The following is a 23918-nucleotide window of genomic DNA, read 5'->3' on the forward strand; positions in this document are numbered from 1 at the left end:
AAAAAAAATAGCAGAAAAATTAGGCATATCACAGTCAAGTATATATGCCTATTTTCCTAGTGATATTATCGAGGATTTACGCCCTAAAGCATTATAAAATCTACCTAAAACGTTCTTGTGCAGACGGCAATTTACGTTCACTTAATAGTTTACGTTTATTTTGCTCATAACGCTCTTTCGGAGAAAGGGCTTTTTCATTACTCTTAGCAATGCGTTCTTGTTGATTTAAAGCATTCAGCATTGATAATCGTCTTGCACGTTGATATTCAATTAATGGATCAGCCTTGTACGATAATCCTTTATACCGTTCAACAATATCGGCTTTCCAATACTTACGATTCAAGATAATTTCATTACTCATATTTCCCGATTTATCATTTATGAATCGAGGTAAAGCAACTTTTTCAATGTGACTGATTTTAAGCGATATAACATCACCACGTTTAACATCTGAGGATAATAAACTTTGCTCTAATGTTTTACTCCATATCGTCACATTTTTGCCATTTTGCGCCTTATACGTCACAAAATAACTCATTTTATTTTCAGGCTTATGGTGATAAAAATCTTTACCAAAATCGACAATTTCGACAGCTCGGCTAGGTAATTTATTAATGGATTTTTTAAACGGCGTTGCTTTAGCCTCAACGCTTAATGAATTAAGGTATCTTGCAAAATACGTTCTGATTTCTTGTAAATCATGAAGATTGATATTAACTCGATTTCCATTGTTATCGGCGATTTTTAAAATGACATGACAATGAGGATTATCCGTATCACCATGACAAGCCAATACGAACATGTTATCAGGATATAATTTTTTCAAAGTGGCTTTAACAGCCTTCTTAATTTTTTCCTCCGGAATGCTTTTATCACGCATAGAAAAAACAATATTCATCGTTTGGCGATACTCGCGTTTAAGCTCATTTTTCTTCTTGATTTTAACACCATTATCACGCAAATAATCTCTAAGCTCGCGCACTTCCTCACGACCTTTATAAACTAATCCTTGTTCATCCTCTAACTGAATCTCACCATTTCTTGAAATATAATCCATGTGTGACTTGATAGCTTTAAGATTCTTTCCGCTGCTTGTAATTTTAACCATAACCTCATTAGATTTTTGTAAATTACGTAGTGCTTTTGGTTTGGATGAAGCATTATAGGAATAGCTAGATTCTCTAAATTTCTTATTACTAGAATAAGAAATTGAAGAATCTTTTTTAGCTCTTCTAACTAACCATTCTTTTTCGATACGAACGCCCATCTATCCACCGTTTTTGAAATTAATTCATCAAGTTTTTTATCCAATTTATCAATCCAAAATTGAGTATTTTTCAATGCTATTAATAGTTCCTTTTCGTTTATGTCTTTAGATGATTTTTTAGCAATCTGATTAACGTTTCGCCCAACTTGATTTAATGCTGTTCTTAACTTTATGATTTCAGATAATTCATCATTCAAAAGTTTAGGTTCGTTAGAAAGTGTAGATAAAACTCTAAAAACAATTTCCTCACTAATCGAAAATCCATGATTTTCTGAGTGCATTTCCAATGCAGAAATTTCAGAAAGTGTAAGACTTATTCTAATTTGCTTCTTTTCTAGTTCACGAGGCGGAAGCATTTCAATAAACATTACATCATCAGAAAAATAATTTGATAAAACTTTAGCAACTAAACTACTTAAACTATTTCCAGTTTTATCACAAATTTCATCTAATTTTTTTCTTAAAGAGTTATTTAACGTTATAATAACTCTACAATTTTTGTTTGAAATCATGCTACATTATTTTTCTAAGGTGTATCACTTTAAGGCGCTTGTCGCTATCCTGCATTATTCCTCTAAAGAACATGGACTTAAATCTAACACAAAACTCAGATTTACGCAAAGAAATGTAGAAGATTTAAGCTAATAGTGATACTATCAGAGGTAACAGTATGCAACCAGTTTAAGAAATTTGCTCCTGTGCTTATCAAGGTCAAGCCCTCCGGGTTGGCTACGCCAAACCTTGACAATCACCCGCAAATTCTTAATGGTTTAGCATACCGTTACCCCCTCATTTGTGCTAAAGCACGATACAGATAAAATTGATAACAAAGATTTCAGTGATTCGGAGTGCGGTAAATTTTCGAAAATTATGCACAAGAACGGATGAGTGGTAAGAAATTTTTGGAGCTCTAAAAAAAGCCCAAAAATTTCTTATCCCGAATAGTGAGCGCAAGCGAGCGTAAGTGACTGTGTATAATTTTCGAAAATAGCTTTTAAGTGTGGTAAAATTCGGTGTAAAACTGCAAGCAGTTTTGCACAATTTTTCCACACGGTCGCCATCGGCGATAAAAGCGTAGCGCGACAAGCTATAGGTACACATATTTTTAACAAAAAGGTAATAATCATGAAGATTACAAATTCTAAAATCGAAAAGTTAAGAGAGCAGTTAAGACTAGAGGAGAAAAAAGAAAAATTACGTATCAAGCAGGAACAGGAAAACAAGATTAAGTATGATAAAGATAAGGCTTATAAAGCATATTTAATGATCAAGGAAAAATGCGAAAGTAATCCAACTTTTAAAGCAGACTTTAGAGAATTCTTGATTAATAACTTCAAAGATGATGACTTTAAAGTAGTTCATTTTTTATGTATTGATGAAGGAGAAAAAAATGACAACGCGACCAATTAGCCAATCTGATTTAGACGAAATCAACAAGGATTTATCCGATGATGGTGTTATCTATGATTTGGATACATCAGGAATTGATATAGAGGCAGTTGATCCGGAAATCGATTCAGACGATTAGTTTATGAGGAAGAAGATATGGCAGAGAAAAAAGATATTCGCGCAGATTATGAAGATCGGTTAGCGGAAACAATACGTAATGCCATTATTAATAATGATTCAAAATGGGAAAAACGCTGGAATAGTTTTGATATATATCCCCAAAATGGAAATACAGGCAGACCATACTCCGGCATTAATGAGTTAAATCTTTATTTTTCCCCGTATGATGATCCTCGATGGTTTACTTATAAGCAAATTAAAGCCCTCGGAGGACAAGTTAAGAAAGGTGAAAAGGGTCGATTGATACAATTTTATACGAATAAAATTGAACGAATTAAAAAAGACCAAAACGGTAATCCGATTCTTGACCAAGAAGGGAAAAATCAAAGAGAAGTAGAAATAATTGATGGCTATATAGCAAAATATTACATTGTTTTTAATGCTCAACAAACAACCGGACTCCCTCCATATACCCCGCCGGAAATCACAATAGAAGACCGAAAAAAGCGCGATCTATATAACATAGAACGGATAGAACAACTTGTTAGAAACATGAATATTAATGTTGAGGAAAAGTTTAGTAATAAGGCTTACTATCAACCGGATTTAGATCTCATCGTGATTCCAGATAAGGCACAGTTCAAAGGCAAAAAAGAGTACTACGGCACACTTCTACATGAAGCGTCTCATGCAACTTCTCACCCGTCCAGACTAAATAGGAAACTTTCTTTTGATATGAATTCAAAAGAATACGCCAAGGAAGAACTTATCGCCGAAATTTCATCAATGTTACTTTCCAGGAAATATCAAATTGCCGTGCAAAATCCTAAACGAGATTTTTCCGATGAAAAAAATTCGTTGGCATATTTGCGCGGGTGGATTATGGCGGGCAAACTGACAAATGATGATTTTAAAGACGCTATAAAAACGGCTGTAAAAGTATCAAATTACATTACACTACATGACAAAGAATTAACCTTGGATAAATCTCCATCAAAAGAAGCTGTTCAACATAACAATCACATCATCACGTTTGGCCAACATCAGGGCTATAAATCTTTTGATGAATCCATGAAGTCAAATGCAGTGGAAGCATATCATAAATTGAAGGCGCAGCTCGCCTTTCAAAAAGAACCTATCAAAGAACAAGAGAAGGAAAGATAATATTTATGTAAAAACATAAATATTACTAAACATATTAGAATAAAAGTGCGGTAGAAATTTACCGCACTTTTTGTTTATATCGTGCTTTAGCACAAATGAGGGGGTAACGGTATGCTAAACCATTAAGAATTTGCGGGTGATTGTCAAGGTTTGGCGTAGCCAACCCGGAGGGCTTGACCTTGATAAGCACAGGAGCAAATTTCTTAAACTGGTTGCATACTGTTACCCAATGAATATTGGGTCGGAGTGTATTTTGCCCTTGCGGTAGCAAGGGTCCTATTATTTGAAAATCGCAGATTTTCTGTTCCTTATTTTTATATTTAAAAATAAATTATGGAATAACGTTTAGTGCCGAAATTAAGGGCGAATTTAATAATATTTACCTAACAACAAACACACAACTTACTCACAATGCCGCATGAATTTAGCAAAATTTGGTTAGTATCAATGCAATCTTTACTCTGAAATAAAAATAAAGTAGATGAAATAGCCTAAATTATAAGCATTTTTATATTGGTAGATGTGTTGAGTCGTGACTTAGTAAAACCAAGCCATCAACTGAAAAAAGATGATTAAATTAAGAGGCGTAATGTTGTAAATCGGTCATGTAGCTTTCTTTGAGGGCTTTCCGGTACAAAATATCGTTTGCCGCTTTTTCTCGCGCTCGTTGTCTTATTCGCTCCTTGTCATATAGACGCTTGCGGAGTTTTTGTACTTCTTCCGTTGTGTTACAGTCGGCAAACGAACGAAAACAAGGTTTAAAAACGTCGCTTTCAATGTCTAAATCAAGATAATTTACCGGCTTACGTTGAGAAACAAATTTAATGACGTGCTCGCCTAACAAATCCTTTCGGCGTTTGATGAGTAAGTTTTTTAATGAATAGTGCTGTTTAATACCAGCCACACCTTTATTTTCCAGTTTGTCTAGATGTTTTTTATAACGCTCGAATGTTTGATTTACACGATTGTTCACAAATTGATATTTATGGAAATCGACCAGGATTTTTCTTAATTCTTTCTCTGTAATGTTGAACATTAAAAAGAATTCAACGTTTAAGAAAATCCGCATTGGTTTATGCTTTTGTCCCAATCGGTCATACTCACGTAATACAGTAATCAATTCAGCGTCTTCCAACATTTGAATAGCATTGAGTACCGTATCGTAACGCACTCGATTTTTACCGTTCTTATCCCACGATACATAAGCCTGATTACACATATTAGCGATATGTTCGACGTTTGAGCGGACTTCAAAGAGATAATCGCTTGCCGGAGAAAAGTCACAGTACGTAATAAGCGTTGGCAACAAAACAGAAAGGACTTCCCGACGTTCCCGGCGGATAGTCTCACGCTGATATTTACTTAATCGTAAAGCGTTCAAGTAAGGATTCTTATTGAAATTATGGGTTTCACAACGTTGCAGGAAAAACCACGTTGTATAAGCAAATTCCCGGCTCTGGAGATTTTGAGTAAAGAAAGGAGTAAGATTGCGATGTTTTTTCTTCGCGGCCTTCTCATAGTTGACAGCTCGTTTTGATGACTTAAAGCCGAATGTTCTGTTGATTTTTTTACGTTTAATCTTCATTGTTGCTATTTCTTGTTAAGCAACATTTGAATCACGATTTTAAAGTACTCACAATGTAAAAATTTAGTTTAAAACTATTGCAAATAACATTCAGCCCAGTATAATACTAACTGATTTTATTAATCGTGTTTCAAACGTTGCTTTGGTAGAGTTCGTTAAAACACACTTCTTGAATAAGCACCTTTGCCGAGGTGCTTTTTCTTTTTCAGTTTCCTCTCGCCTCAAATCTCATTTCTTGAGCAGAAAGCAAGTTAATGCTCCCTATTCTACTCTTTATGCACAAAAAAGATCAAGAAAGATCTATTTTTTAAGTTAAAAAAACTCATTTTTATGGTATTTTATTATTGACCCATACCCACAAGAAGGATACAATGAGGACATATGACAGATTCAGATATTTCAATTAGAGTTCGCACAAGTAGGGCGCTGAAAAATCAAGCCGCTAAAGAACTACGAAAAATGGGATTAACCGTTTCTGACGCCATTAGGCTATATTTAAGCTATATAGCAAATGAAAAAAAATTACCAAATGAATTAACAAATTCTGCTGTATTGATAAGCATAGCGAAAGAAAGGAAGCTGTAATCCAAATAATCCTCTAGAAATTATCTGTTAAAGATGATTATAAACGCGGTTATAAAAACCGATCCGTTTTTGGAATTTTAGAGTTTAAATTTAGATAGGAGTTTAGTTGTTACATCCTCTTAGTTATACTTTATCTCTTTCGCGTTGCCTAAGAATTTAGATGAATATCGTTTTTCTACAATATATCCATAGCCTTTCATAAATACTCCTTTTTTCAAAACTTAAAAAATCATCCCATAATTGCAAAGATAATAACTCATAGTGTCCTCTCCTGTTCCTTATTTAAGGAAATTTCAGGCTTTTTTTCGGCTATTTCCTTTTTTTTCGCAACTTCATAGGCAAGTTTAGGATAATCCTTTTGCCACTGCGGATAGATTACCTGTAATTCACGTTCTATCGAACGTTGTACGGAATCTTTGAGTAACCGGGTAATGGCTTGATAATCGCCCTTATCTGCCTTTGCTAGCGCGTTGTAATAGTTTTCCCTATCCGTCGGCTCAATAATGGCGATACTGTAACCGGCATTCATCAGTTCAAGATTCATAATTAAACGCCCGGTGCGCCCGTTGCCATCAACGAAAGGATGAATCCCAACAAAATCCGCATGGAGTTTCGCAATTCGTTCAAGTGCCGGCGTTTGGTTTTCTTTATCCAGGCGATTTTGTTCAATCAATCGTTCCATGGCGTTTTGTAACAAATAAGGCTGTGGGGGAATATGCTCCGCACCTTGAATCATTACCGGTACACTGCGGTATTTGCCGGCATAAATTTCTTTCTCTGTGCCTTTCAGTAACAACGCATTAAATTCTTTAATATGGCGTTCGGATAGTGATTCTTTCGCTTTCACTATATCCAATAGGTAATTAATGGCTTCCCTGTGGTTGATTACATCCAGGTGATCTTTAAACGGTTTCCCCTTGGCCGTAATCCCATTTTCCAGTAATACCCGGGTTTCAATTAAAGTGAGCTGGTTGCCCTCAATCGCATTAGACGCTTGGTTATAACGCAACATAAAATCATCTTGTAAAGATTTTGTCGTAACCGGGTCAAGCGGACGCTTCGAATCCAATACTTTTTTTAGTTCGTTTACAGTATTCATGTTCACTTTTCCATTTTATGCTTAAAAATATTTATATTTTTGTATAAATATTTATAACATGCCTTTTTCTTTTAAATCCTTACTAAGTAAGTCATTAAAATACTCTTTCAACTTAATATCATTAAGTAACGCGTATTTCTTCGCTGCTTTGTAAACATCCACCGGAATCATGATGGTAGTTCGTTGTTCGGCAATAGTTACTTCCTCTTTGAGCTGTGGCATAGCCGTTTTTTCAATGCTACCCATAGAAAGCCCGGATTTGCTTAGTGTGCCTTTTGTTAATTTATTCATATTGAACTCCTAGTGCAGTTAAAATTTCATTTGTGATTTGATTAATCTCTGCTTTCGCTTCTTTAGATTGACTTTCAAAAACCGTATTACCGGAACTTAAGACTTCTGCATAGCTGACGCGTACCGCCGTACTCCCCTCTAATAACGGTATTTCAAAGTTTTCGTTGATAAATTCAATAACTTCTTTAGCTAAATTTGTCTGCTTATTCGTTTGACTGATGACTAACCCTGCTTTGAGCTTATCATCAATTTGCATACGTGCTTGCACCAACTCTATCGAATCTTTGCATGCCCAAATATCAAATTGTGATGGTTTCAGTGGGATCAGAATGTAATCGGCAAGTTTAATCGAATCGGTCATGGCTTTTTCAATACGTGGCGCACCATCAATAATTAAAAAATCTGCCTGGCGACCAAGTGCTCGGATTTCTTTTTCAGAGAGCCCTTTATCACAAGCAAACACCGGGAAAAAATCATCACCGGCAAGCGCATTCCACTCACGCGCGGACGCTTGTGGGTCGGTATCAATTAATGCGACATCAAAGCCTTTAAGTTGCAGGCAGCGGGCAATATTGATAGAAAGCGTGCTTTTACCACTGCCACCTTTCTGACTTAAAACAGATATAACTTTCATGATAAAGGGCCTCCTTTAATAATTAAGACTGTAATGCAATGCGTAACAATGACATGAATTCGGCAAATTCTTTGCCTTTCATCGCCGGGATGTGTACCGGTCTGCCAGTTTGGCTTGCGATAAGAAGAGAGATAATGATATGATTAAGTTGCATGATTTGTACTCCTTGCTGGGATATAAGTTATGTGCCAACCTCTGATAGTGACCGCTATCAGAGGTTTCTTTTTTGTGTTACCACGGGAATAACTATACCAAACACAAAAAACATAAATCAATATTTATTTTTTTATATTTTTACATAAAAACATATTTGTTTTACGCGCTAAAATAGTCATATTTGCGTTTTTGCGTAAATATGTTTTTATGCTAATGAGTTGCTATTGTTACCGGTTTTATCTATGATGATGACTAACTTTTTAGCGAGGGAATCACGATGAGCTTAAATGCGCAAGAATCTTACCGTAAAGACGATTACTTACCGCAAAAAGTCACGCTTTCCGAAGAAAGCCTGTTTTTTGCCAAAATCGACAGGGGAGAAATTAAAGTCAAATCCAATGAAGAAGTTTTAGCTAACCTGGAAAAAGTGTTGGACTTAAAATGAAATTGGATTATACGGTAGTTTGGACGGAAGAAGCGGAACAACAGCTTTTAGAAAAAGCCCGCTTTATTTTGTATGACAGTCAGAGCCGGGAAGTGTCCTTTCGCTTTCACCGGGAAATTCGAGAGCTGACTCAAAAGCTATCCTATGTAGCGACCGCCTATAATGACGATCGATTTCATATCTATACGGTTAAGAACGGGCATAGTGTAAAATTTATTGTGCGCGATGACGTGGTTTATATTTCTGCGTTCCTGGCGAAAGGGCGGGAATTTGTAATATAGCTGGGCATTCCATATCATTATAAAAATAAAAGCATAAATATTGATTTATGCTTTTATTTTTTTATAGAATCAAACTAATATCTTGTACTTATTGCGTATCCTCAATTTTACTAAGATTAATAATATCAAAGACGGAACTTACCTTTGGTTGCCCCAAATTTAATTCACTTGGGTAAAGAGTTATAACTAACTTACAACCCAATTTTTTACACATCTTCGCAAAGGGATAAATGTATTTTTCATAAATACCATCACTATAGAAAGGGTTCATAGAGAGATCAAGAAGTAAATAATGTGCATTCTGCTGACCTGTCGTTATATCTCTTATTGCTTTTTTAATATCTGATGACCAGCTTTCATTAGATAAATCAACATCAATTAAAATTGATGAATCATCTATTTGTTTAAGTTGTTTAAGCAAATAGGATTTACCTATTCCATGTGCTCCTGTGACGCAGAATTGATATTCATCAGATTGTAATATGTAGTTTATTGCACTATCGATATTTGTTTTATCGAAAATATTTGTTGTAGATTCAAACATACCTTCCTCCTAGATTATTGTTCTTGCATAATAGCAAAAATAAAAGCATAAATCAATATTTATGCTTTTATTCTTAAGTGTGTTTATGTTTTTATTTAAACATACATCTTCGACTAAACGGCTTGCGGGCGCATTTGCTCGATAACGCTTGATTAATAGAGTCCTCGTTAGAATCTGGACACAATTTTAAAAAATTACGACGTTTCTTTAATGTTTCGTGTGCTTTTTTAGCCCGAATTGAATAGAACTTATTTAACGGCGGATGACATTCCGGCGTTTTCGCCGCGTCTTTTGGTGATGATAAGCAGAGTAGAGCTTCACAAGCGGTTTTCGTATCACCGGTTAATTCATCTACAGCATGACTTACCTGGCTCATACTGCATAAGGCAAGACATATCACAGCGATTTTAAAGGGCTTTTTCATTTTTAACTCCTCTTCTGAAAGTAATATTAACATTATTTTTTAACAAGTCTTTTGGGTGTGTGCTGATGTTGGCGCTTACCCCATTTGCCTGTAACCAGTATTTATAGGCTTCGGTACGCGCTGGCTGACCGTAGATTTCAATACTATCTGCATGATGAGCAAAGTAGAAAAAACGAACTTTTTCTGTTTCATTCACATAATCGTTTCTATCTAAGTTCACATATTGATATACCCAAGGTTGCCCATTATGATCGCCGGCGTTTTTTGGCACTGTTGCAGTTGGTGTTTGTCGGTACACCTGATTATTTAAATAGATTGCCGGGGCGTCTTCATCGATTTGTGGCGGTAAAGGCGGTGATGAGCTGCATGCGCTTAAAAAGCAAACAGGGATTAACGTATTCATAATTAAAAATTTTTTCATATTATCCTCCTGGTTATTCACAGTTTTTGTGGATTAAATAGATTGGGCGGAAAGCTCACCACTGAACATGGCTTTTTCCAGTTGCGCTTTAGTCGGTAATTTCTTGCCTAATGCACGGAGTTGTGGGGAAACCGCTTTCAATTTATCGATGAAATAAGGGTCGTTGTAATACACGGCCTTATTACATAGAATCGGTTTACTGTTGTTTAACATCACCACCTCTTTAAATTCCCCGATTAATCTGAACTCCTGCGGTAAAAGCAACGGTCGCCCGTGGTCGGTAATGCTGTGACTGGACGTTTTTCCGCGACTATGGCTTAATTTATCTACAGTACGATTGCCCAGCACTTTTGAATATTCCTCTGCGTCCTCCTGGTTATCCGGGGCGTACAGGATTTTACAGGCGATATTATCCAGGATAGCTTTAGCACCATCTTTACCGTAACCATTAGGCTTATCAGCACGAAGTTGCCCTTGTGATTGATAAATAATCAATAGGCGTAAACCATAACCGGCGATAAACCCTACCGATTTATTGATAATGCTCAACATACCGACGGCAGTAAACTCATCCATTAGTAGTAATAACTGATATTTTAATGTTGGGTTGGTTTCCGGTAGTTCGTCAATATTGTTAGCAATAACCATGCTCATAAACAGATTAGCGACTTGCGGAGCCAGGATTAAATCATTTGCCGAAATGTGGAAATAAATCGTGATTTTTTCCCGGCGTAAAGCGCGTAAATCAAAATCACTGGCAGAGGTAGCGTGTTCAACAATTTCATTTTGAAAAATGGTTAATGGGATAATAAAGGTTGAATCGATACTACTTTTTGTCTTACCGGATTCGCACGCCATTAAATAAATATTAAGTTTATCGGCAGTTGTTGGGTGAGCAATGCCGGATTGAACGCATAAACGCGCGTGTTGCGCAAAATCAATATGTTCTATTGAACCGTCTTCTTGCGTTTCATCAAAACCGGCATGTAAGCGTAATAGATTGGCATAGGTCAGTGTCATATCGGTAAGGCTTTTTTGACGCATATCCCAAAGTAGAAAAGTGGTTGCTACAAAAAGATTCTGTGCCTGGTGCTGCCAAAAGTCTTTATCCGGGTCGCCGGTGAGCGGGTATAAGCCCATAGCCTGATTTTTTAAATCGAGTTCGGCGCGCGCTCGGTCGCGCATATCAATACAATCCAGCGGATTAAACCGGTGCGTATTACGGTCAAACGGGGCAAAGCGATAGACTTTTTGCCCTAATATTTTTTGTCGATATTTACTGGTGATACGATAGCATTCGTTTTTAATGTCTTTCACAACCACAGATTGTTCCCATGCCAGTAAATTTGGAATAACAATCCCTACGCCTTTACCTCCCCGTGTCGGCGCTGCCAGTGAAACAAATTGCGCACCGATAAAGCGAAGCAGTTTATTACCAAGTTTGCCGACGATAATCCCGTTTTTTTCTTCCAATAAACCCATTTTTTGTACTTCTGATTTTGTGGCAAATTCAGCGTTACCATAAAGGGATTTTTTAGGTTGATAGAATAGCTTAAGCATGATTAATAAGCTCACTACAAAACTAATAAGGAGAGATTGCCAGATTTTCGGATAATTTCCCAGGATGGCATCCAGCGTAAGAGTAGGGTAGTAACGCTTGAACGCTTCAATCAGACGAATTTTATTTGCCAACAGAAGTAAAAGCCCGGTAAGAAAATACGTCGGAATCATTGTGACAAACAGGAATAGCGCAATATTGGCTTTTTTCATAGTTAATCCACCTTGAGAGAGTTCAGTTTGGCCTGCGGATCAAAATAGATTTCCGTCATATGTCTGCCGTATTCGTGGCTATTTGTAACATGCACGATAATATCTATGGTTTGTTGCAATAAACGACGGATCACATCATAAGAGAGGGTGCGTCCCTGGTCGTTTTGCAAGGTCATTAAGATAAGCCGTTCCCAAGTTTCAGCAACCGAACCGGCGTGACAAGAGGTAATCGAGCCGTTATGCCCGGAAGAAACAACATTGATAAAATCATAGGTTTCCCCTCCGCGTAATTCCGCAAGCAGAATACGATCGGGCTTCATCCGTAAGCAGGATTTCAGTAAAGAGGCTGCTGTGATTAAATCGCCGTTTTTCGCTTCACTTGGATAGAATAAGTGGAAATAATTTTTATGTTGGCGTAAGAATAATTCCGGAGTATCTTCGATGGTGCCTAGGCGTTCATGCAACGGAATATAATCGACCAGGGCTTTCATTAAAGTAGTTTTCCCGGAGCCGGTTTCCCCGGCAATCACAATATTCTTCCCACAGATAACCGCTTGTTTAAGAAATTCCGCATAATCGCCTTTATGATAAATTTCCAATAATTGTTGGTCATCTTCTGATAAATGATTTTCCGTCTTGATGACACGGCTAAAAAAGCCGTTGTTGATGTAATAATCCAGGTCAAAAAAAGACTTATTGGGTTTTCGCACCGTAATACTGATGGTTTCCCGTTCGCATGCAGGAGGAGTGATAACCTGTGTTCGTTCGCCGTTCGGTAGTACCGCAGAAAGAATCGGTTTCATATCACCAATATAATCAGACCGATATTTTGCTAATGCACGTGCAAAAGAATCACAGAGATCATAAGTAATATGAGCTGCTTCCTGGTAATACCATACACCATTTTTTTCAAAGAAAATTTCACGGGGGCGATTAATCGCAATCTCTGTAATAGCTTCATCTTCAAGCAATTCACCAAATAATTTGTTGGCATGGAGTGAAATTGAGACATCTCCGGAAGAATTTATGACCATGGTTTATACCTCCTATTTCTGTTTCAATTCGTACACATCGCCAAAATCAATATCTCGTGCAACAAAAATCCCCACTAAATCCCCTTGGTTCTTATAAAGCGTAGGGGGAATATTAATGGTTTTTTCCAGGATACTTTGTGCAATTTCCGAGCCGGCTTGCACCGTATCAGTTGGATTAAATGTACCCCGTTTGGCTAATTGAGTAGATAATGCACTGGTTGAATCGGTGATCATGCTTAACATGATGGCATTACCGAAACGTTCCCAAAAATGATTATCTACATAGCCCGGAATACCGGTTCCGCCTAATTCGTCCGTTGCACCGGAATTAATGTTGATGATGATATTTTTCGGTGTACGGATTTCACTCCAAACCACAAATAAACGTTCTTCGCCTTGTTGGATCTGACCGTTACGGAATTCACCAAACACAGTAGAGCCTTTTTCAATCAGTAATACCGTACCGTTTGCACTATATACATCGTTTGCCACAACGCAGCCTAGATTGCCGGCTACGGTGGAAACAAGTTTTGTGCGTAAGGAACATTGTATAAACGTGCCTTTTGCCAACAATAAATTAGCATTAACCGGGAGTTTATGAGCTTTACCCGCTTTAAACGTGCTGACGTTATCTTCAAACATATCGCCTTTTGCCGGTTCCGGTGGTTGGTTAGTTACCGTGTCAGTTGTATCTGTATTCTGAACATCTGAAACGGCTTGTAATGTTTCGCCATCGATAGTACCCGGAGACAATCCTTTGATTAAACGGGGGGCGGATGGCATATCTAACGCCTCTGTCGTACTATGATTTTCTACTGGAGCGGTTGCGGTAGAAATTGGTTGTGGCTCCGGATTTAAAATCGCCGGGATTTCTGCCGGTGGTGCCGTAAATGTTTTTGAACGCACTGTCGTACCGAATTCTTCTTTTTCCTTAGCCTGTGCCGGTTGCGTATCCTTTTTATTCAAAAAGGAATAACCCAAAAACGCCACGGCAAGCAGTGCAATAATCAGAAAAATAAATAAATTTTGGTTTTTACCGCGTTTGGCAATTTTGCTGACTTCCGGTTGATAATCAGTTTCCGTTTTGTCATCCTTCGGCTGAATGGTTTTGTTATCGTTCATCTCTGCCTCCTATCGTTCGTCTCTTGCCACATTTGGTGAAATGGTCGTGTTATAAGTTACCGGTGTTTTTCCGTAACTTTGATTGTAAATGCCGACCACTTTTTCACCGCTACGTAACACCAATTTTTCTGCTGTTTTTTGGATGACTAATACCTGATAATTACCGTCTTGTTTAACATTGGTATTTAACAGACTTTCCGTGGATCCTTCTAACAAGAAGGCTGCAGGAAAGGTTTTATTCGGGGCAAAGCCAAGATAAGTAAATATGCCATCATCGTACGCATAGTTCGGTGTAATGGTTTCGCTACCAGCCTTAACTTTCATTACGTAATCCCAATTTTTCGGTGTTTTGGTACTTTGCAAGGATTTTTCAATGGCTTGCTGTTCACGATCACGTTTATCTTTTTGACGTTGCGCGACTTGTTGCTTTTCTTTTTCCGTCGGATAGGAGAAATTGACCTGGTAAGAGGAAGTCGAATTTTCCGGGACAAGAATCAAATCAAAAGAATAAGTCCGTTTATTAGTGTTGATGAATAAGTTGGTATTCCATTGCCCTGGGGTCGGTTCAAAATAGCTTTCACCTTCACTGCTTTGCTGTTTGACCGCCAAAGGCTTAATCAACACAAAATTTGCATTATCAGTAATATCCCAACCGTCCTGAAAACCAGTATGTTTGTATGAAATACGTTCATCTTCAGCAAAAACGATCACAGAAGAATATCCATCTTTCGCATAGACTTTTGTCACATCTAGCGCGTTATAAACTTGTGATTGAATTCGGTCATCATATTTTGATTTTATCGGTGTGCTAGCCGCGTAAGTTTCCGTGCCGAACACGATAAGCAATAAACAAAGTAATTTGCGCATATTAAGCCTCATTATCTACCCGGTAATGTGTCACAATAAACCCTAACGGGTTATCCATGCGGAACCCTTCAACCATATTTTTCACTGGTAAATATTCATAAGTTAAAGAAACTACAATATTTTTTGCCGTTTCTTCTCCAGTTGACAAATTACGTTGAATTAAACGAACGCGGGCAGTTGCAATATTGCTTGCTTGGCCATCCGTACCAACTTCTTTTTTAGATAACACAATAGAAATGATTTCTGGTTTAACGGTGTTACTACTACCTAATTTTTGGTCACGTGCATTCTTACCTTCATAAATGCTACGATAATCCTTCGCAACTTCATCACTACTCATCATTTGCGTAAGTTCATATTCTTGTTGCAAGGTGTTGAAATAATAGCCTTCACGTGTTTTGATATATTGACTGATGAAATGTTTATCCATGGCGTCATCTGTGGTCAACGTTTCCACATCCAAACGAGTAATGACGTCAGGAATACCCGTACCGTTATCACGAATCAGAAACGGGACAACTTCGCGCAACGGTAAAATACTGACAATGACCGCACCGAGAACGAGGCTAATCAGCCAGGATATTCTGGCCACTTTCCAGGCGCGGGCTTCTGATTTTTCGATATTCTCCTGGTTTTTGGCTTCTAAATCCCGATTTTGGTCAAGAATGTCTTGTTCGATATTGGTCATTTTTTATGTTCTCCTTGCGGTTGCATTGTTTTATTAACAGGTTCAAAGGATGTACCTTTTAAATCATCCGGCCAACTTGACGAACAACCGACCAGATTAAAAAGTACAAAAAATAAGCATAATTTGTGTATTTTTTGCATAAAAACCTCTCTTTTAAGTGTAAAAACCTCTACAAAGTAAATTGCATAATGAAAAATAATGGAAAAATTAAGACTTGCCGGCGCGATTCCTTACTGAATTGGCGACTGCCCGCGCCGTTCGATGTATTGCACTACCGACCTTATAAGCGGTCGGTGCGCGACTGTATCCGGCACCGCTTGCACCCATGCCAAAGCGGGCGGTATTTTGTACGGCATTTTTAACACTGCTAAAGATTCCGCCTATTCCTCGTAACCCGGCAGAATAAGCAGCACCTTCTACAGATACTGAAGCTAACTGGGAGGCGTAAGTTAATGATAGGTAGGATATTAACGCCATAAGAATACCAAATCCTAAAATTTCAAATCCGACCCTTATTAAGTTAAGTTCACTAGCTTGTAATAGTAATGAAGTGATATTTTTACCAAAGAATGACATTCCAATACGAAGTGAAATACCGATAAACACGACAGTAAGAATATTGGCAAAAATAAGTTGGAGCCAGTTATTAAACATGTTACGTAAGAAATTATATAGCACACAGAAAACAAAAATTGGCGCAGTAACGGTTAATAGTTTTAATGTGATAGTTGTAAAAATAAATATAAAAAATGGTACAAACAAAGAAAAGGCAATACCAATCCAAGCTAAGCCAGAGGCTACTAATCCTTCTGCTGGGACGTATTCAGATTTATCTAAGTCAAAAAGTTGGCTAGCAATATCTGTACCTAGATCTAACTGGTCATCCATTAAACCGGCTATACCGTTTCCGGTAAAACCGGTTAAATTGGTTTTGAGATCATCAATTATTGCTAATGCGCCATCTAAATAGCCACCATAATTCATCATTATAGAAATGATGATCATTTTACTGGCAAAATCATATAAGAGTTCTTTTGCTGGCGCTTCCATTTTGCCTGCAAATATTGCAAAACCTTTAAGGGTATAATAGAGCAATAAACTAGCACCAACTATACTATAAAGAGAGTTAGCAAAACCCGAACTCATAGACTGACTGACCGAAGCCAGTAAGTCTGTTATGAATGAATCTATAGTCTCAAAAAATCTCATTTTTTATTAACCTAATAATTTCCTCCGCGAATATTCGAGCGACGAATACTTGCTTGAGCTTTATTTGCGTTTCGGCAATTAGAATTTGCCATCAGCGGTTCGGCTTTTTTCTCACATTCTTCTAACATTTTTAAACGTTCTGTCGTATGTTCTTTATAGTAGTCTATGCTTTTAACTTCTTCAGAACAGGCAGATACTAAAAAAGTTAATGTAACCATCATAAGTAGTTTTTTCATGAGAATACTCCGTTTTATTAATTAATAACTACCACCTTTGCCATTTAGACGACGCTGGGAGGCGAGTTGTTTTTGTTGCTCATTCATTAAGCGACGGTATTCCGTTTGCCGTGCGTTGAATAAATCCAACTGGACTTTTTGTGATTGCAATGCGGCCAACTGCACGTCCATTGCATTTTTTAAGTCCTGGCTTTCTTTGACATCTTGAGATTTTGTCATCCGTTTAGCGAGTTTATCAATAGTTTTCAATTTACTATTGACGTTACTTTCAAACGAATCTAAGAAGCTCATACTTTCCACGGTGGAAACAATATTTGCTTCACAGGAAGTAATTTCACCTTGACGTAAATTCTTACAACGGTCGAAAAGGTTGTATTTTTCAAACAGGCTTTTGGCATTCGCGCTTAATGCGTTTTTCCCACCGGAAACTAAATCGATTACCGGGGTAAACTCCGATTTTAAGCCATTTATTTCACCATACAAACTATGAGCTTCACCGATGAAAGCCTGCACATCACGAATGCCGGTTTGTGAGGCTAATTGGTCGGCATACGCTTTCAGCTCATTTTTATAATGCGAAACTGTATCCGTCCACTGTTTAGCCTCTTTTGCCCATTGTTGCACGGTTTGAAGCATGCTCATTTGACGTTGACCGGCAGCTGCGGGATCAACAACCGGAATTCCGGCTTGCACCAATACCGGCATAGATAAAACAGCAACTAAACTGAGTTTTTTAAACATTTTCATCACGTTCTCCTTATACACAACGTTGTTTATAAATCGGAATCCAGTCATTAGCGGCTTCGCCGACTTCTTCGATAATTTGATGTAGGATTTCTGCGTTATCCTTACTGGTTGACAGAATTTTTAAGTTTTCACGCCCTAAACCGCTTAAATCTAACTTAGCTAAGGCTGTTTCTAGCCCTTTACGCACTAAGAAAGTACGGGAATCCGGTTGTAATTCACGGATAATTTCAAATTGTTTTTCACTGATTCCGAAACCATCCACATAATCCACTTTGCGGGCAATCGGGTTAGGTAAACAAATGGTTGTTTCACATTGCTCAACTACCGCGCGGGAAATTGGGCTTTTCAACACTTCATCCATACTTTGGGTCATCGGTATAACAATTCCATCTTCTTTCCGAATAACTTTTAATTTGTTATAGGCAAAGTCGGAAAACGCTTCATCTTTTAACCATTTCCAGAATTCATCCATAAAAATGATCAAACGACGACCATCTAATAATTTTCCGATACGGTGTAATAAGTAGAAAGAAAGCGGACTACAAGTATCCTGGTCATCTAAAAACTCCGTACCATCAATGCCAAATACGGCATGCCCGGTAAAATCTAACGTATCGGCAGGATTATCAAATACCCAACCGAATTCCCCACCTTGCGCCCAGTTTTTCAAACGACGGGCAAGGGAGTTTTCTTTTTCGGCTTTAGTTGAGCCTTCCGGCAAATGTTCAATCACGCGTGAAATCGGATAACTGCGGTATTCCATATCAAATTCCATCACCGATTTAACCGCCTTGAATAATTCTTCTTCATCGAGTGATGACAACGTTCTGCCGTTACGCGTAACTAACATTTTCATCAACGTGGAAAGGAAAGACAGATTTTCCGGCGTGTTTTCACACATAAACGGATTAAAACCGGTCGGCACACCTTTACGGATCAGCATGTATTTTCCGCCCATGGCACGAATACAGGCTTCCGCACCGTAATCTTTATCCAGATATACCATTGTCAATTCACGTTTTACCGAGGTCGGTAAAAAAGTAGAGGTATGTCTGAATTTATCCAGTTGTGTCATGAGAAACGTCATCAACATAGTTTTACCGGAACCCGCTTGCCCGAATACTGCGGTATTCCCCAACCGTTTTTCGCCTCTGTCATCAACACCGGGTGCGCTTTGGTGAAAGTTAAAATAGTACGGTTGACCGTTTGGCGTTTTCAGTAACGTTACCGCGTCTCCCCAAGGGTTCCCGTTGCGTTTACCGGAGGCAAAATTATGTAAAGAAGTTAGCGACGCATAATTTCTTGAACTTAACATTGCCAGGCGTGGACGGTAGGCAAAATTTGCCGGGAATTGACCGAAATAAGACGCGCTTAACGCCGTATTTGCCAATGTAATAATCAAACCTAAACTACTTAATACCGCAATAATTTCATTGGTTTTATCAGTAACATCTTTTATAGAATCACCGTACACCATCATGCCAAAATGATAATAACCAAAGGATAAACGACCACTTGCTAAATCATCCAATGCAACAGTTAAATTATCAACTTGCGAAATGGCAGCCTCGTTTGAGGAATTTAAGCGTTTTTGCTGTCTGTCTAACTTCTCTTTTGCAACATTGCTTGGCATGGACTGAAAAGATTGTGTAATGACATAATCGGCATTGATATACATTAATGCGTCAAAAAAACCCTCACAGGTTTCTTCCGTATAATCTTTAATTTCAAGACAGCGGAAGAAACGGCTTTCACCATTAAAAGTAATTTGCCCAGTTTCTTTGCCAAAATGTAAATCGGTATTCCCCAGTAAGTGATAAAACGACGTGGAGGTAACGCGTACAGGTTGCCAACGATTTGTAATCAGATAGTTGTAAAACGATAATTGTTCAGAATAAAGCGCACCGCCTTTATTAAAGGTTGTTAACGCTTCACCGCGAAAATCTTCCAGTGCTTTATCCAAGCGGGAACACATTTCTTGCATAGTCTCTAACTGATAAGCAAGCTCCTGTTTTTTATCCTTTAACTTGGTTGTTTTACGAGATATTTTTTCCAGTTTTGAATAAGGGGTATAAACCAACGTAACGTATAGTATGTTACGTTGTAATGTTCCATTATTAAAACCGGCATAGTATTTATCATTTACTTCCTGCGTAAACTCGGAAGAAAAATGACCATCCAAGGTTTCATTGACTTTATGGCGAATATTATGCTGATAAAAACTAACCCCTTTTTTAGAAAAAGATTGGATTAAGGTATTCAACTTTTCTTTACTAAGATTGAGCTCATAATTTTCTGCGGTTTCAAACGTCACCCCTTTACAACACCAGGTGGCGACTAAATCACCGTTACGGGTAATCACGACATTCGGTGCAATATGAGAAGAATAAGGAATGAATTTGGAATAATCCTTTTGTTCACCCAGTTTAATACCTAATGTTTCGATTCGATTTTCAGAAAAAGCGGTTCGATTGTATTTTTGTGCCGTAAACGTTTTACTGCCAAAAAAACGCACGATCTTACCTAACCCGCTATTTGTCTTAAAATTGAGCATATTCAATGTTAAAAAATCCCTATCTGTTTCATACAGTAATCTTGTGCCAATAAGTAGCGGAATAGCCGGTAATACGGCATATAATTTCCCGCTGATGAAATATGCCAGACCACTAAGAAAAGCAATGGCAAATATTATTGGAATGGGGATACCGCCGATCGTGGCTTGTGTTATCATGCCTTTAAAAAGCGGTTCACCACTGATTGTATTTTCTGAATCGGCTTGCATGTTTTACCTTCTTTAAGGGAATAACCACAGTGCAATTTCAGGAACAACAATTAATGTAATCGCACCATAAATCACTTTTGCTATACTTTCGAAAGGTTGCCCTCTCCACATCATTTGATAACCTGCAAATAAACCAGCTAATAAAAAGACAATACCCGCAAAACCATGAATTTCAGTTGAGAATTGACTTAAATATTGTTTTGTTTTTTGTAAACCACCGGCAAAAGCGGGGTTGGTTGCCATCATGAAAAGCGCTGGAATAAGTGTGTAATGCAGTTTATGAGAAAGTTTATTAAACATCTTTAACGTCCTTTATTGGTTAATAATTAGTTGATAGAAGCAAGTTTCTTATCTTCTGCCGGCGGTGTTACCGGAGGAAGATTTTTATATAATCTGACTTGATGACGGTTTTTCCTGGCTTGTTGTGGTTTTTTCTCCTTTTTAGTTGTGGTTACTTTTGCTACTTCGGCAACAGCAGCAACAGGTAAAGGTTCATTTTTCAAAGAGGGAATCGCAAAACTTTTTTCCGGGGTCGGTTCAAAGAGTTGTGCATGCACTCTTTCGACATAACTGGTTCCTCGAAAATCTCTTTTGTATCCACGTAAGAAATTTCCGGAGTAATAGCAACTCAACGCGTCATTGACACTGCCGCTACGTTGATAACAGTCTTGCAAAATTTGTTGCGCCACCTGCAAGTTATTACAAGGGTCAAACATTTGCTCAAGTGTTACTCCATAGCGTGAAAAGTTATGTTTGTTGATTTGCATAAGTCCGACAGAATAGTTTTTCCCCTCCTTTTCAAGTTGTTGTGCGGTTAATACCGCACTATTAAAGTCAGTGGGTTGTTTTACCCAGCCATCTACTACGCCTATCGCAAATTGATTTAATTTGCTTTCTTCTTTCATCACAGATAACGCAGTATCCGGATGAACGAGCGGGGCGCATATAGCAATCATTTGTAGAGCTGTCATTGACATAATCTTTTACTCAACTCAGAACGGAATATCATCATCAAAATTATCTGCTGGAGTTCCCGCTTGCGGTTGTGGTGACGTTACCGGTTTAGCCTGGGCTTGTGCCGGTGCCTGTGTTGATTTCGGATCACCTAACATTTGCAATACATCACCTTGAATTTCAGTGGTATAACGGTCTTGCCCGCTTTGGTCTTGCCATTTACGCGTTTTTAAACGCCCTTCAATGTACACTTGTGAGCCTTTATGCAGGTATTCACCGCACACTTCCGCTTGACGGCGATAAAATACGACACGGTGCCATTCGGTTACTTCCCGGCGTTCGCCGGTATTTTTATCCGTCCAGCTTTCACTGGTCGCAATACTAATATTCGCGACAGCTTCTCCGTTCGGCATGGCGCGCATTTCCGGCTCATTGCCTAAACGACCAACGATAATGACTTTATTAACTCCAGCCATAACTTTTCTCCTTAACGTTCAAAATCTCTTGTCTGGGCTTTTTCCGGCTCTTTATTTACGCCTTTGCCCATATTGGCGCGTATTTCTTTATATTTTTCAGCGACACGGATAGCGCTTTCTATTCCGGCAATTCGCATAGCCACAAATTGCGCAGACTTTTCTTTATCGGAGCCGTTAAAGCTATGTCCGAAACCACCTTCAAGACCAGGCTTGTATTGTTCATGCAACGCATTTTCAAACGCTGTCTTGTATTCCGGCGATTGTAATTTTTTGCCCAGCTCTAGCGGGGTAATTTTCTGGTTATCCCAACGGATTAAATCTTCTTTAGCATTACCGTATTTTTCAGGTGAATTAACGGTCTTTTCGGCAGGATTGATGACCTGTTCTTTTGAGCGGTCACGCAATGATTCAATGCTGAATTTGGCAATGTACGCTTCGGCTTGTTGCAAACTGAATTGCGGGTTACTGTAAGCCTGTAAGCGTAAATTATCTTCAAAGGCGGTGTGATAAAGGCTATTTTGTGATTTACGGCGCATTTCATCGGCAGATATATCATCCTTGAAATATAAAGCTGAATCTTTTTGTGCAAGCGTAAATTGCTCATGATAGGCAGGGTTTTGATTGCTATTTTTTACCCAAGTATCTATTTCGTTGCGCAGGGTTTGTTTATCTGCAATCGACTGATAAACCGCAGGTGCAATACTTTGCCCTTTATCCTTGCTTAAAATAGCGGCATCCAATCTTTCAAAATAACGTTTAATAAATTCCATACTATTTTTAGAAATCGTTCTGATTTCTTCAAAAAAGGAAGAGCGCGCTTCAATTTGTGGCGGTTTTTGATATTTATCTTCGAGCGCTTGCATAAAAGCTTTTTCATACGCCGGATTATCCAGACGTAAGCGAATCGCCTCAAAATCAGCAACACGATGATTTATATCAAAATCCACGTCCTTTTTAAGTTCGCTTTCATTTTGCGGTGTGTACATCATTAAGCCCTCTTACTTGTTAATTCCAAAAACGGATCGGTTTTTGGAATTTTTTTATTGAGCTCATAAATGCCCACCTTTCGTTCTAAAAAGTCCTCCAGAAATATTTTTTGGAAGTCATTGTAAAATCAGCTATTATCCGAATAAAAAGAGGTGAATTATGTTAGTTGGTTATGCCCGCGTATCGACAAAAGAACAAAACTATGAAATGCAGATCCAAGCACTGATAAATGCTGGATGTGAAAAAATTTTTTCTGAAAAAGAAAGTGGAAATTCTGATGACCGTAGGGAATTCAAAAAGACATTAACTTTTCTCAGGGAAGGAGATACGCTCATAGTATGGAAATTAGATAGGTTAGGACGTAGCGTTTCTCAATCAAGCCGGGTTCTTGAAACACTAAAGGAGAAAAAGGTGAGTGTTGTCAGCCTTATCGAAAACATAGACACAAGAACAATATTTGGAGAATGGTTATTTTATTTTGCGTCCATATTTGCAGAAATGGAACGTAACAGTATCATTGAACGCACAAAAGCAGGTATAAAATTTGCAAGAGAACAGGGTGTAAGAATAGGACGCCCGCCTAAAATGACAGAAGATAATATAGAAATAATAAGAGAACTGTTAAAGGCCGGTTGGACGAT

General features: G+C 38.1%; 30 protein-coding genes. 7 read left to right on the forward strand and 23 right to left on the reverse strand.

Annotation, left to right across the window (positions count from 1 at the left end; genetic code table 11):
• Positions 1-100: 100 nt before the first annotated feature.
• Both mobP1 and O3746_RS09775 read right to left on the reverse strand, forming a co-directional pair.
• Complete coding sequence (mobP1, locus tag O3746_RS09770; protein WP_371448898.1) at positions 101-1267, reverse strand: MobP1 family relaxase; 1167 nt, start codon at positions 1265-1267, stop codon at positions 101-103.
• Positions 1237-1779, reverse strand: coding sequence for a hypothetical protein (locus O3746_RS09775; protein ID WP_371448900.1), 543 nt, complete (start codon positions 1777-1779; stop codon positions 1237-1239). Before O3746_RS09775 ends, mobP1 begins: the two co-directional genes overlap by 31 nt.
• Before the next feature lie 613 nt (positions 1780-2392).
• On the opposite strand from O3746_RS09775, the gene O3746_RS09780 reads away from it, so the two are divergent.
• The 3 genes from O3746_RS09780 to O3746_RS09790 are packed head-to-tail and all read left to right on the forward strand — an operon-like array spanning position 2393 to position 3940.
• Positions 2393-2677, forward strand: coding sequence for a hypothetical protein (locus tag O3746_RS09780; RefSeq protein WP_117281826.1), 285 nt, complete (start codon positions 2393-2395; stop codon positions 2675-2677).
• Positions 2658-2795, forward strand: coding sequence for a hypothetical protein (locus tag O3746_RS09785; RefSeq protein ID WP_162879360.1), 138 nt, complete (start codon positions 2658-2660; stop codon positions 2793-2795). Before O3746_RS09780 ends, O3746_RS09785 begins: the two co-directional genes overlap by 20 nt.
• 17 nt (positions 2796-2812) lie before the next feature.
• On the forward strand, positions 2813-3940 hold the full coding sequence (locus O3746_RS09790; protein ID WP_117281827.1) for an ArdC family protein: 1128 nt from the start codon (positions 2813-2815) through the stop codon (positions 3938-3940).
• A 577-nt stretch (positions 3941-4517) separates the two neighbouring features.
• Here O3746_RS09790 and O3746_RS09795 read toward each other — a convergent pair.
• The gene (locus O3746_RS09795) at positions 4518-5525 is read right to left on the reverse strand and encodes a replication protein (RefSeq protein WP_117281808.1); all 1008 of its coding nucleotides are present in this window, start codon (positions 5523-5525) and stop codon (positions 4518-4520) included.
• Positions 5526-5906: 381 nt separating this feature from the next.
• On the opposite strand from O3746_RS09795, the gene O3746_RS09800 reads away from it, so the two are divergent.
• A complete protein-coding gene (locus tag O3746_RS09800) occupies positions 5907-6110 on the forward strand; it encodes a type II toxin-antitoxin system RelB/DinJ family antitoxin (RefSeq protein WP_117281809.1) in 204 nt (67 codons plus the stop codon).
• Between the two features lie 256 nt (positions 6111-6366).
• Here the strand turns inward: O3746_RS09800 and O3746_RS09805 are convergent, their stop codons facing one another.
• From O3746_RS09805 to O3746_RS09820, 4 genes are read right to left on the reverse strand one after another with little or no spacing between them, the layout of a single operon-like run.
• Complete coding sequence (locus O3746_RS09805) at positions 6367-7209, reverse strand: Fic family protein (RefSeq protein WP_111297588.1); 843 nt, start codon at positions 7207-7209, stop codon at positions 6367-6369.
• 51 nt (positions 7210-7260) lie between these two features.
• Entirely contained in the window at positions 7261-7500 is a 240-nt protein-coding gene (locus O3746_RS09810; RefSeq protein WP_111297589.1) for a hypothetical protein, read from the reverse strand.
• Positions 7493-8134, reverse strand: a complete 642-nt coding sequence (gene parA / locus O3746_RS09815; RefSeq protein WP_371448904.1) for a ParA family partition ATPase — start codon at positions 8132-8134, stop codon at positions 7493-7495. The genes O3746_RS09810 and parA overlap by 8 nt, the downstream gene beginning before the upstream one ends.
• Positions 8135-8156: 22 nt before the next feature.
• On the reverse strand, positions 8157-8288 hold the full coding sequence (locus O3746_RS09820; protein WP_267900668.1) for a hypothetical protein: 132 nt from the start codon (positions 8286-8288) through the stop codon (positions 8157-8159).
• A 279-nt stretch (positions 8289-8567) separates the two neighbouring features.
• Between O3746_RS09820 and O3746_RS09825 the strand changes: the two genes are divergently transcribed.
• Positions 8568-8735, forward strand: a complete 168-nt coding sequence (locus O3746_RS09825) for a hypothetical protein (RefSeq protein WP_165820512.1) — start codon at positions 8568-8570, stop codon at positions 8733-8735.
• The gene (locus O3746_RS09830; RefSeq protein WP_111297591.1) at positions 8732-9016 is read left to right on the forward strand and encodes a type II toxin-antitoxin system RelE/ParE family toxin; all 285 of its coding nucleotides are present in this window, start codon (positions 8732-8734) and stop codon (positions 9014-9016) included. Before O3746_RS09825 ends, O3746_RS09830 begins: the two co-directional genes overlap by 4 nt.
• An 88-nt stretch (positions 9017-9104) precedes the next feature.
• Here the strand turns inward: O3746_RS09830 and O3746_RS09835 are convergent, their stop codons facing one another.
• From O3746_RS09835 to O3746_RS09910, 16 genes are all read right to left on the reverse strand, one after another.
• Entirely contained in the window at positions 9105-9560 is a 456-nt protein-coding gene (locus tag O3746_RS09835) for a hypothetical protein (RefSeq protein ID WP_243578119.1), read from the reverse strand.
• Between the two features lie 91 nt (positions 9561-9651).
• Positions 9652-9984 carry a TrbM/KikA/MpfK family conjugal transfer protein gene (locus O3746_RS09840; RefSeq protein ID WP_061886632.1) on the reverse strand — a complete coding sequence of 111 codons (333 nt, stop codon included), beginning with the start codon at positions 9982-9984 and terminating at the stop codon, positions 9652-9654.
• On the reverse strand, positions 9968-10405 hold the full coding sequence (locus O3746_RS09845; RefSeq protein WP_371448908.1) for a cag pathogenicity island Cag12 family protein: 438 nt from the start codon (positions 10403-10405) through the stop codon (positions 9968-9970). Before O3746_RS09845 ends, O3746_RS09840 begins: the two co-directional genes overlap by 17 nt.
• Before the next feature lie 33 nt (positions 10406-10438).
• Positions 10439-12175 carry a type IV secretory system conjugative DNA transfer family protein gene (locus O3746_RS09850; protein ID WP_371448910.1) on the reverse strand — a complete coding sequence of 579 codons (1737 nt, stop codon included), beginning with the start codon at positions 12173-12175 and terminating at the stop codon, positions 10439-10441.
• Positions 12176-12177: 2 nt separating this feature from the next.
• The gene (gene virB11 / locus O3746_RS09855) at positions 12178-13209 is read right to left on the reverse strand and encodes a P-type DNA transfer ATPase VirB11 (protein ID WP_117281818.1); all 1032 of its coding nucleotides are present in this window, start codon (positions 13207-13209) and stop codon (positions 12178-12180) included.
• Between the two features lie 12 nt (positions 13210-13221).
• Complete coding sequence (virB10, locus tag O3746_RS09860) at positions 13222-14331, reverse strand: type IV secretion system protein VirB10 (RefSeq protein WP_117281817.1); 1110 nt, start codon at positions 14329-14331, stop codon at positions 13222-13224.
• A gap of 9 nt (positions 14332-14340) precedes the next feature.
• Positions 14341-15198: a P-type conjugative transfer protein VirB9 gene (gene virB9, locus O3746_RS09865; protein ID WP_117281816.1), complete on the reverse strand. Its 858-nt coding sequence runs from the start codon at positions 15196-15198 to the stop codon at positions 14341-14343.
• A gap of 1 nt (position 15199) precedes the next feature.
• Complete coding sequence (locus O3746_RS09870; protein WP_117281815.1) at positions 15200-15886, reverse strand: virB8 family protein; 687 nt, start codon at positions 15884-15886, stop codon at positions 15200-15202.
• Positions 15887-16093: 207 nt separating this feature from the next.
• Positions 16094-17095 carry a type IV secretion system protein gene (locus O3746_RS09875; protein WP_371448914.1) on the reverse strand — a complete coding sequence of 334 codons (1002 nt, stop codon included), beginning with the start codon at positions 17093-17095 and terminating at the stop codon, positions 16094-16096.
• Between the two features lie 11 nt (positions 17096-17106).
• Positions 17107-17331, reverse strand: a complete 225-nt coding sequence (locus tag O3746_RS09880) for an EexN family lipoprotein (protein ID WP_005540598.1) — start codon at positions 17329-17331, stop codon at positions 17107-17109.
• Positions 17332-17352: 21 nt separating this feature from the next.
• The gene (locus O3746_RS09885; protein ID WP_371448917.1) at positions 17353-18078 is read right to left on the reverse strand and encodes a type IV secretion system protein; all 726 of its coding nucleotides are present in this window, start codon (positions 18076-18078) and stop codon (positions 17353-17355) included.
• Positions 18079-18088: 10 nt separating this feature from the next.
• Positions 18089-20860, reverse strand: a complete 2772-nt coding sequence (locus O3746_RS09890) for a VirB4 family type IV secretion/conjugal transfer ATPase (protein ID WP_371448919.1) — start codon at positions 20858-20860, stop codon at positions 18089-18091.
• A gap of 12 nt (positions 20861-20872) precedes the next feature.
• Positions 20873-21160, reverse strand: a complete 288-nt coding sequence (locus tag O3746_RS09895) for a TrbC/VirB2 family protein (RefSeq protein WP_117281812.1) — start codon at positions 21158-21160, stop codon at positions 20873-20875.
• Positions 21161-21186: 26 nt separating this feature from the next.
• The gene (locus tag O3746_RS09900) at positions 21187-21831 is read right to left on the reverse strand and encodes a lytic transglycosylase domain-containing protein (RefSeq protein WP_232088536.1); all 645 of its coding nucleotides are present in this window, start codon (positions 21829-21831) and stop codon (positions 21187-21189) included.
• A 21-nt stretch (positions 21832-21852) separates the two neighbouring features.
• Positions 21853-22290, reverse strand: a complete 438-nt coding sequence (ssb, locus tag O3746_RS09905) for a single-stranded DNA-binding protein (protein WP_005541349.1) — start codon at positions 22288-22290, stop codon at positions 21853-21855.
• Between the two features lie 11 nt (positions 22291-22301).
• On the reverse strand, positions 22302-23279 hold the full coding sequence (locus tag O3746_RS09910) for a hypothetical protein (RefSeq protein ID WP_371448922.1): 978 nt from the start codon (positions 23277-23279) through the stop codon (positions 22302-22304).
• A gap of 157 nt (positions 23280-23436) precedes the next feature.
• Here O3746_RS09910 and O3746_RS09915 point away from each other — a divergent pair.
• On the forward strand, positions 23437-23918 hold a 482-nt coding region (locus O3746_RS09915), incomplete at its 3' end, for a recombinase family protein (RefSeq protein WP_371448924.1).

The organism is Haemophilus sp. 27098_8_127 (genome assembly GCF_041433495.1).
Classification (GTDB): Bacteria; Pseudomonadota; Gammaproteobacteria; order Enterobacterales; family Pasteurellaceae; genus Haemophilus_D.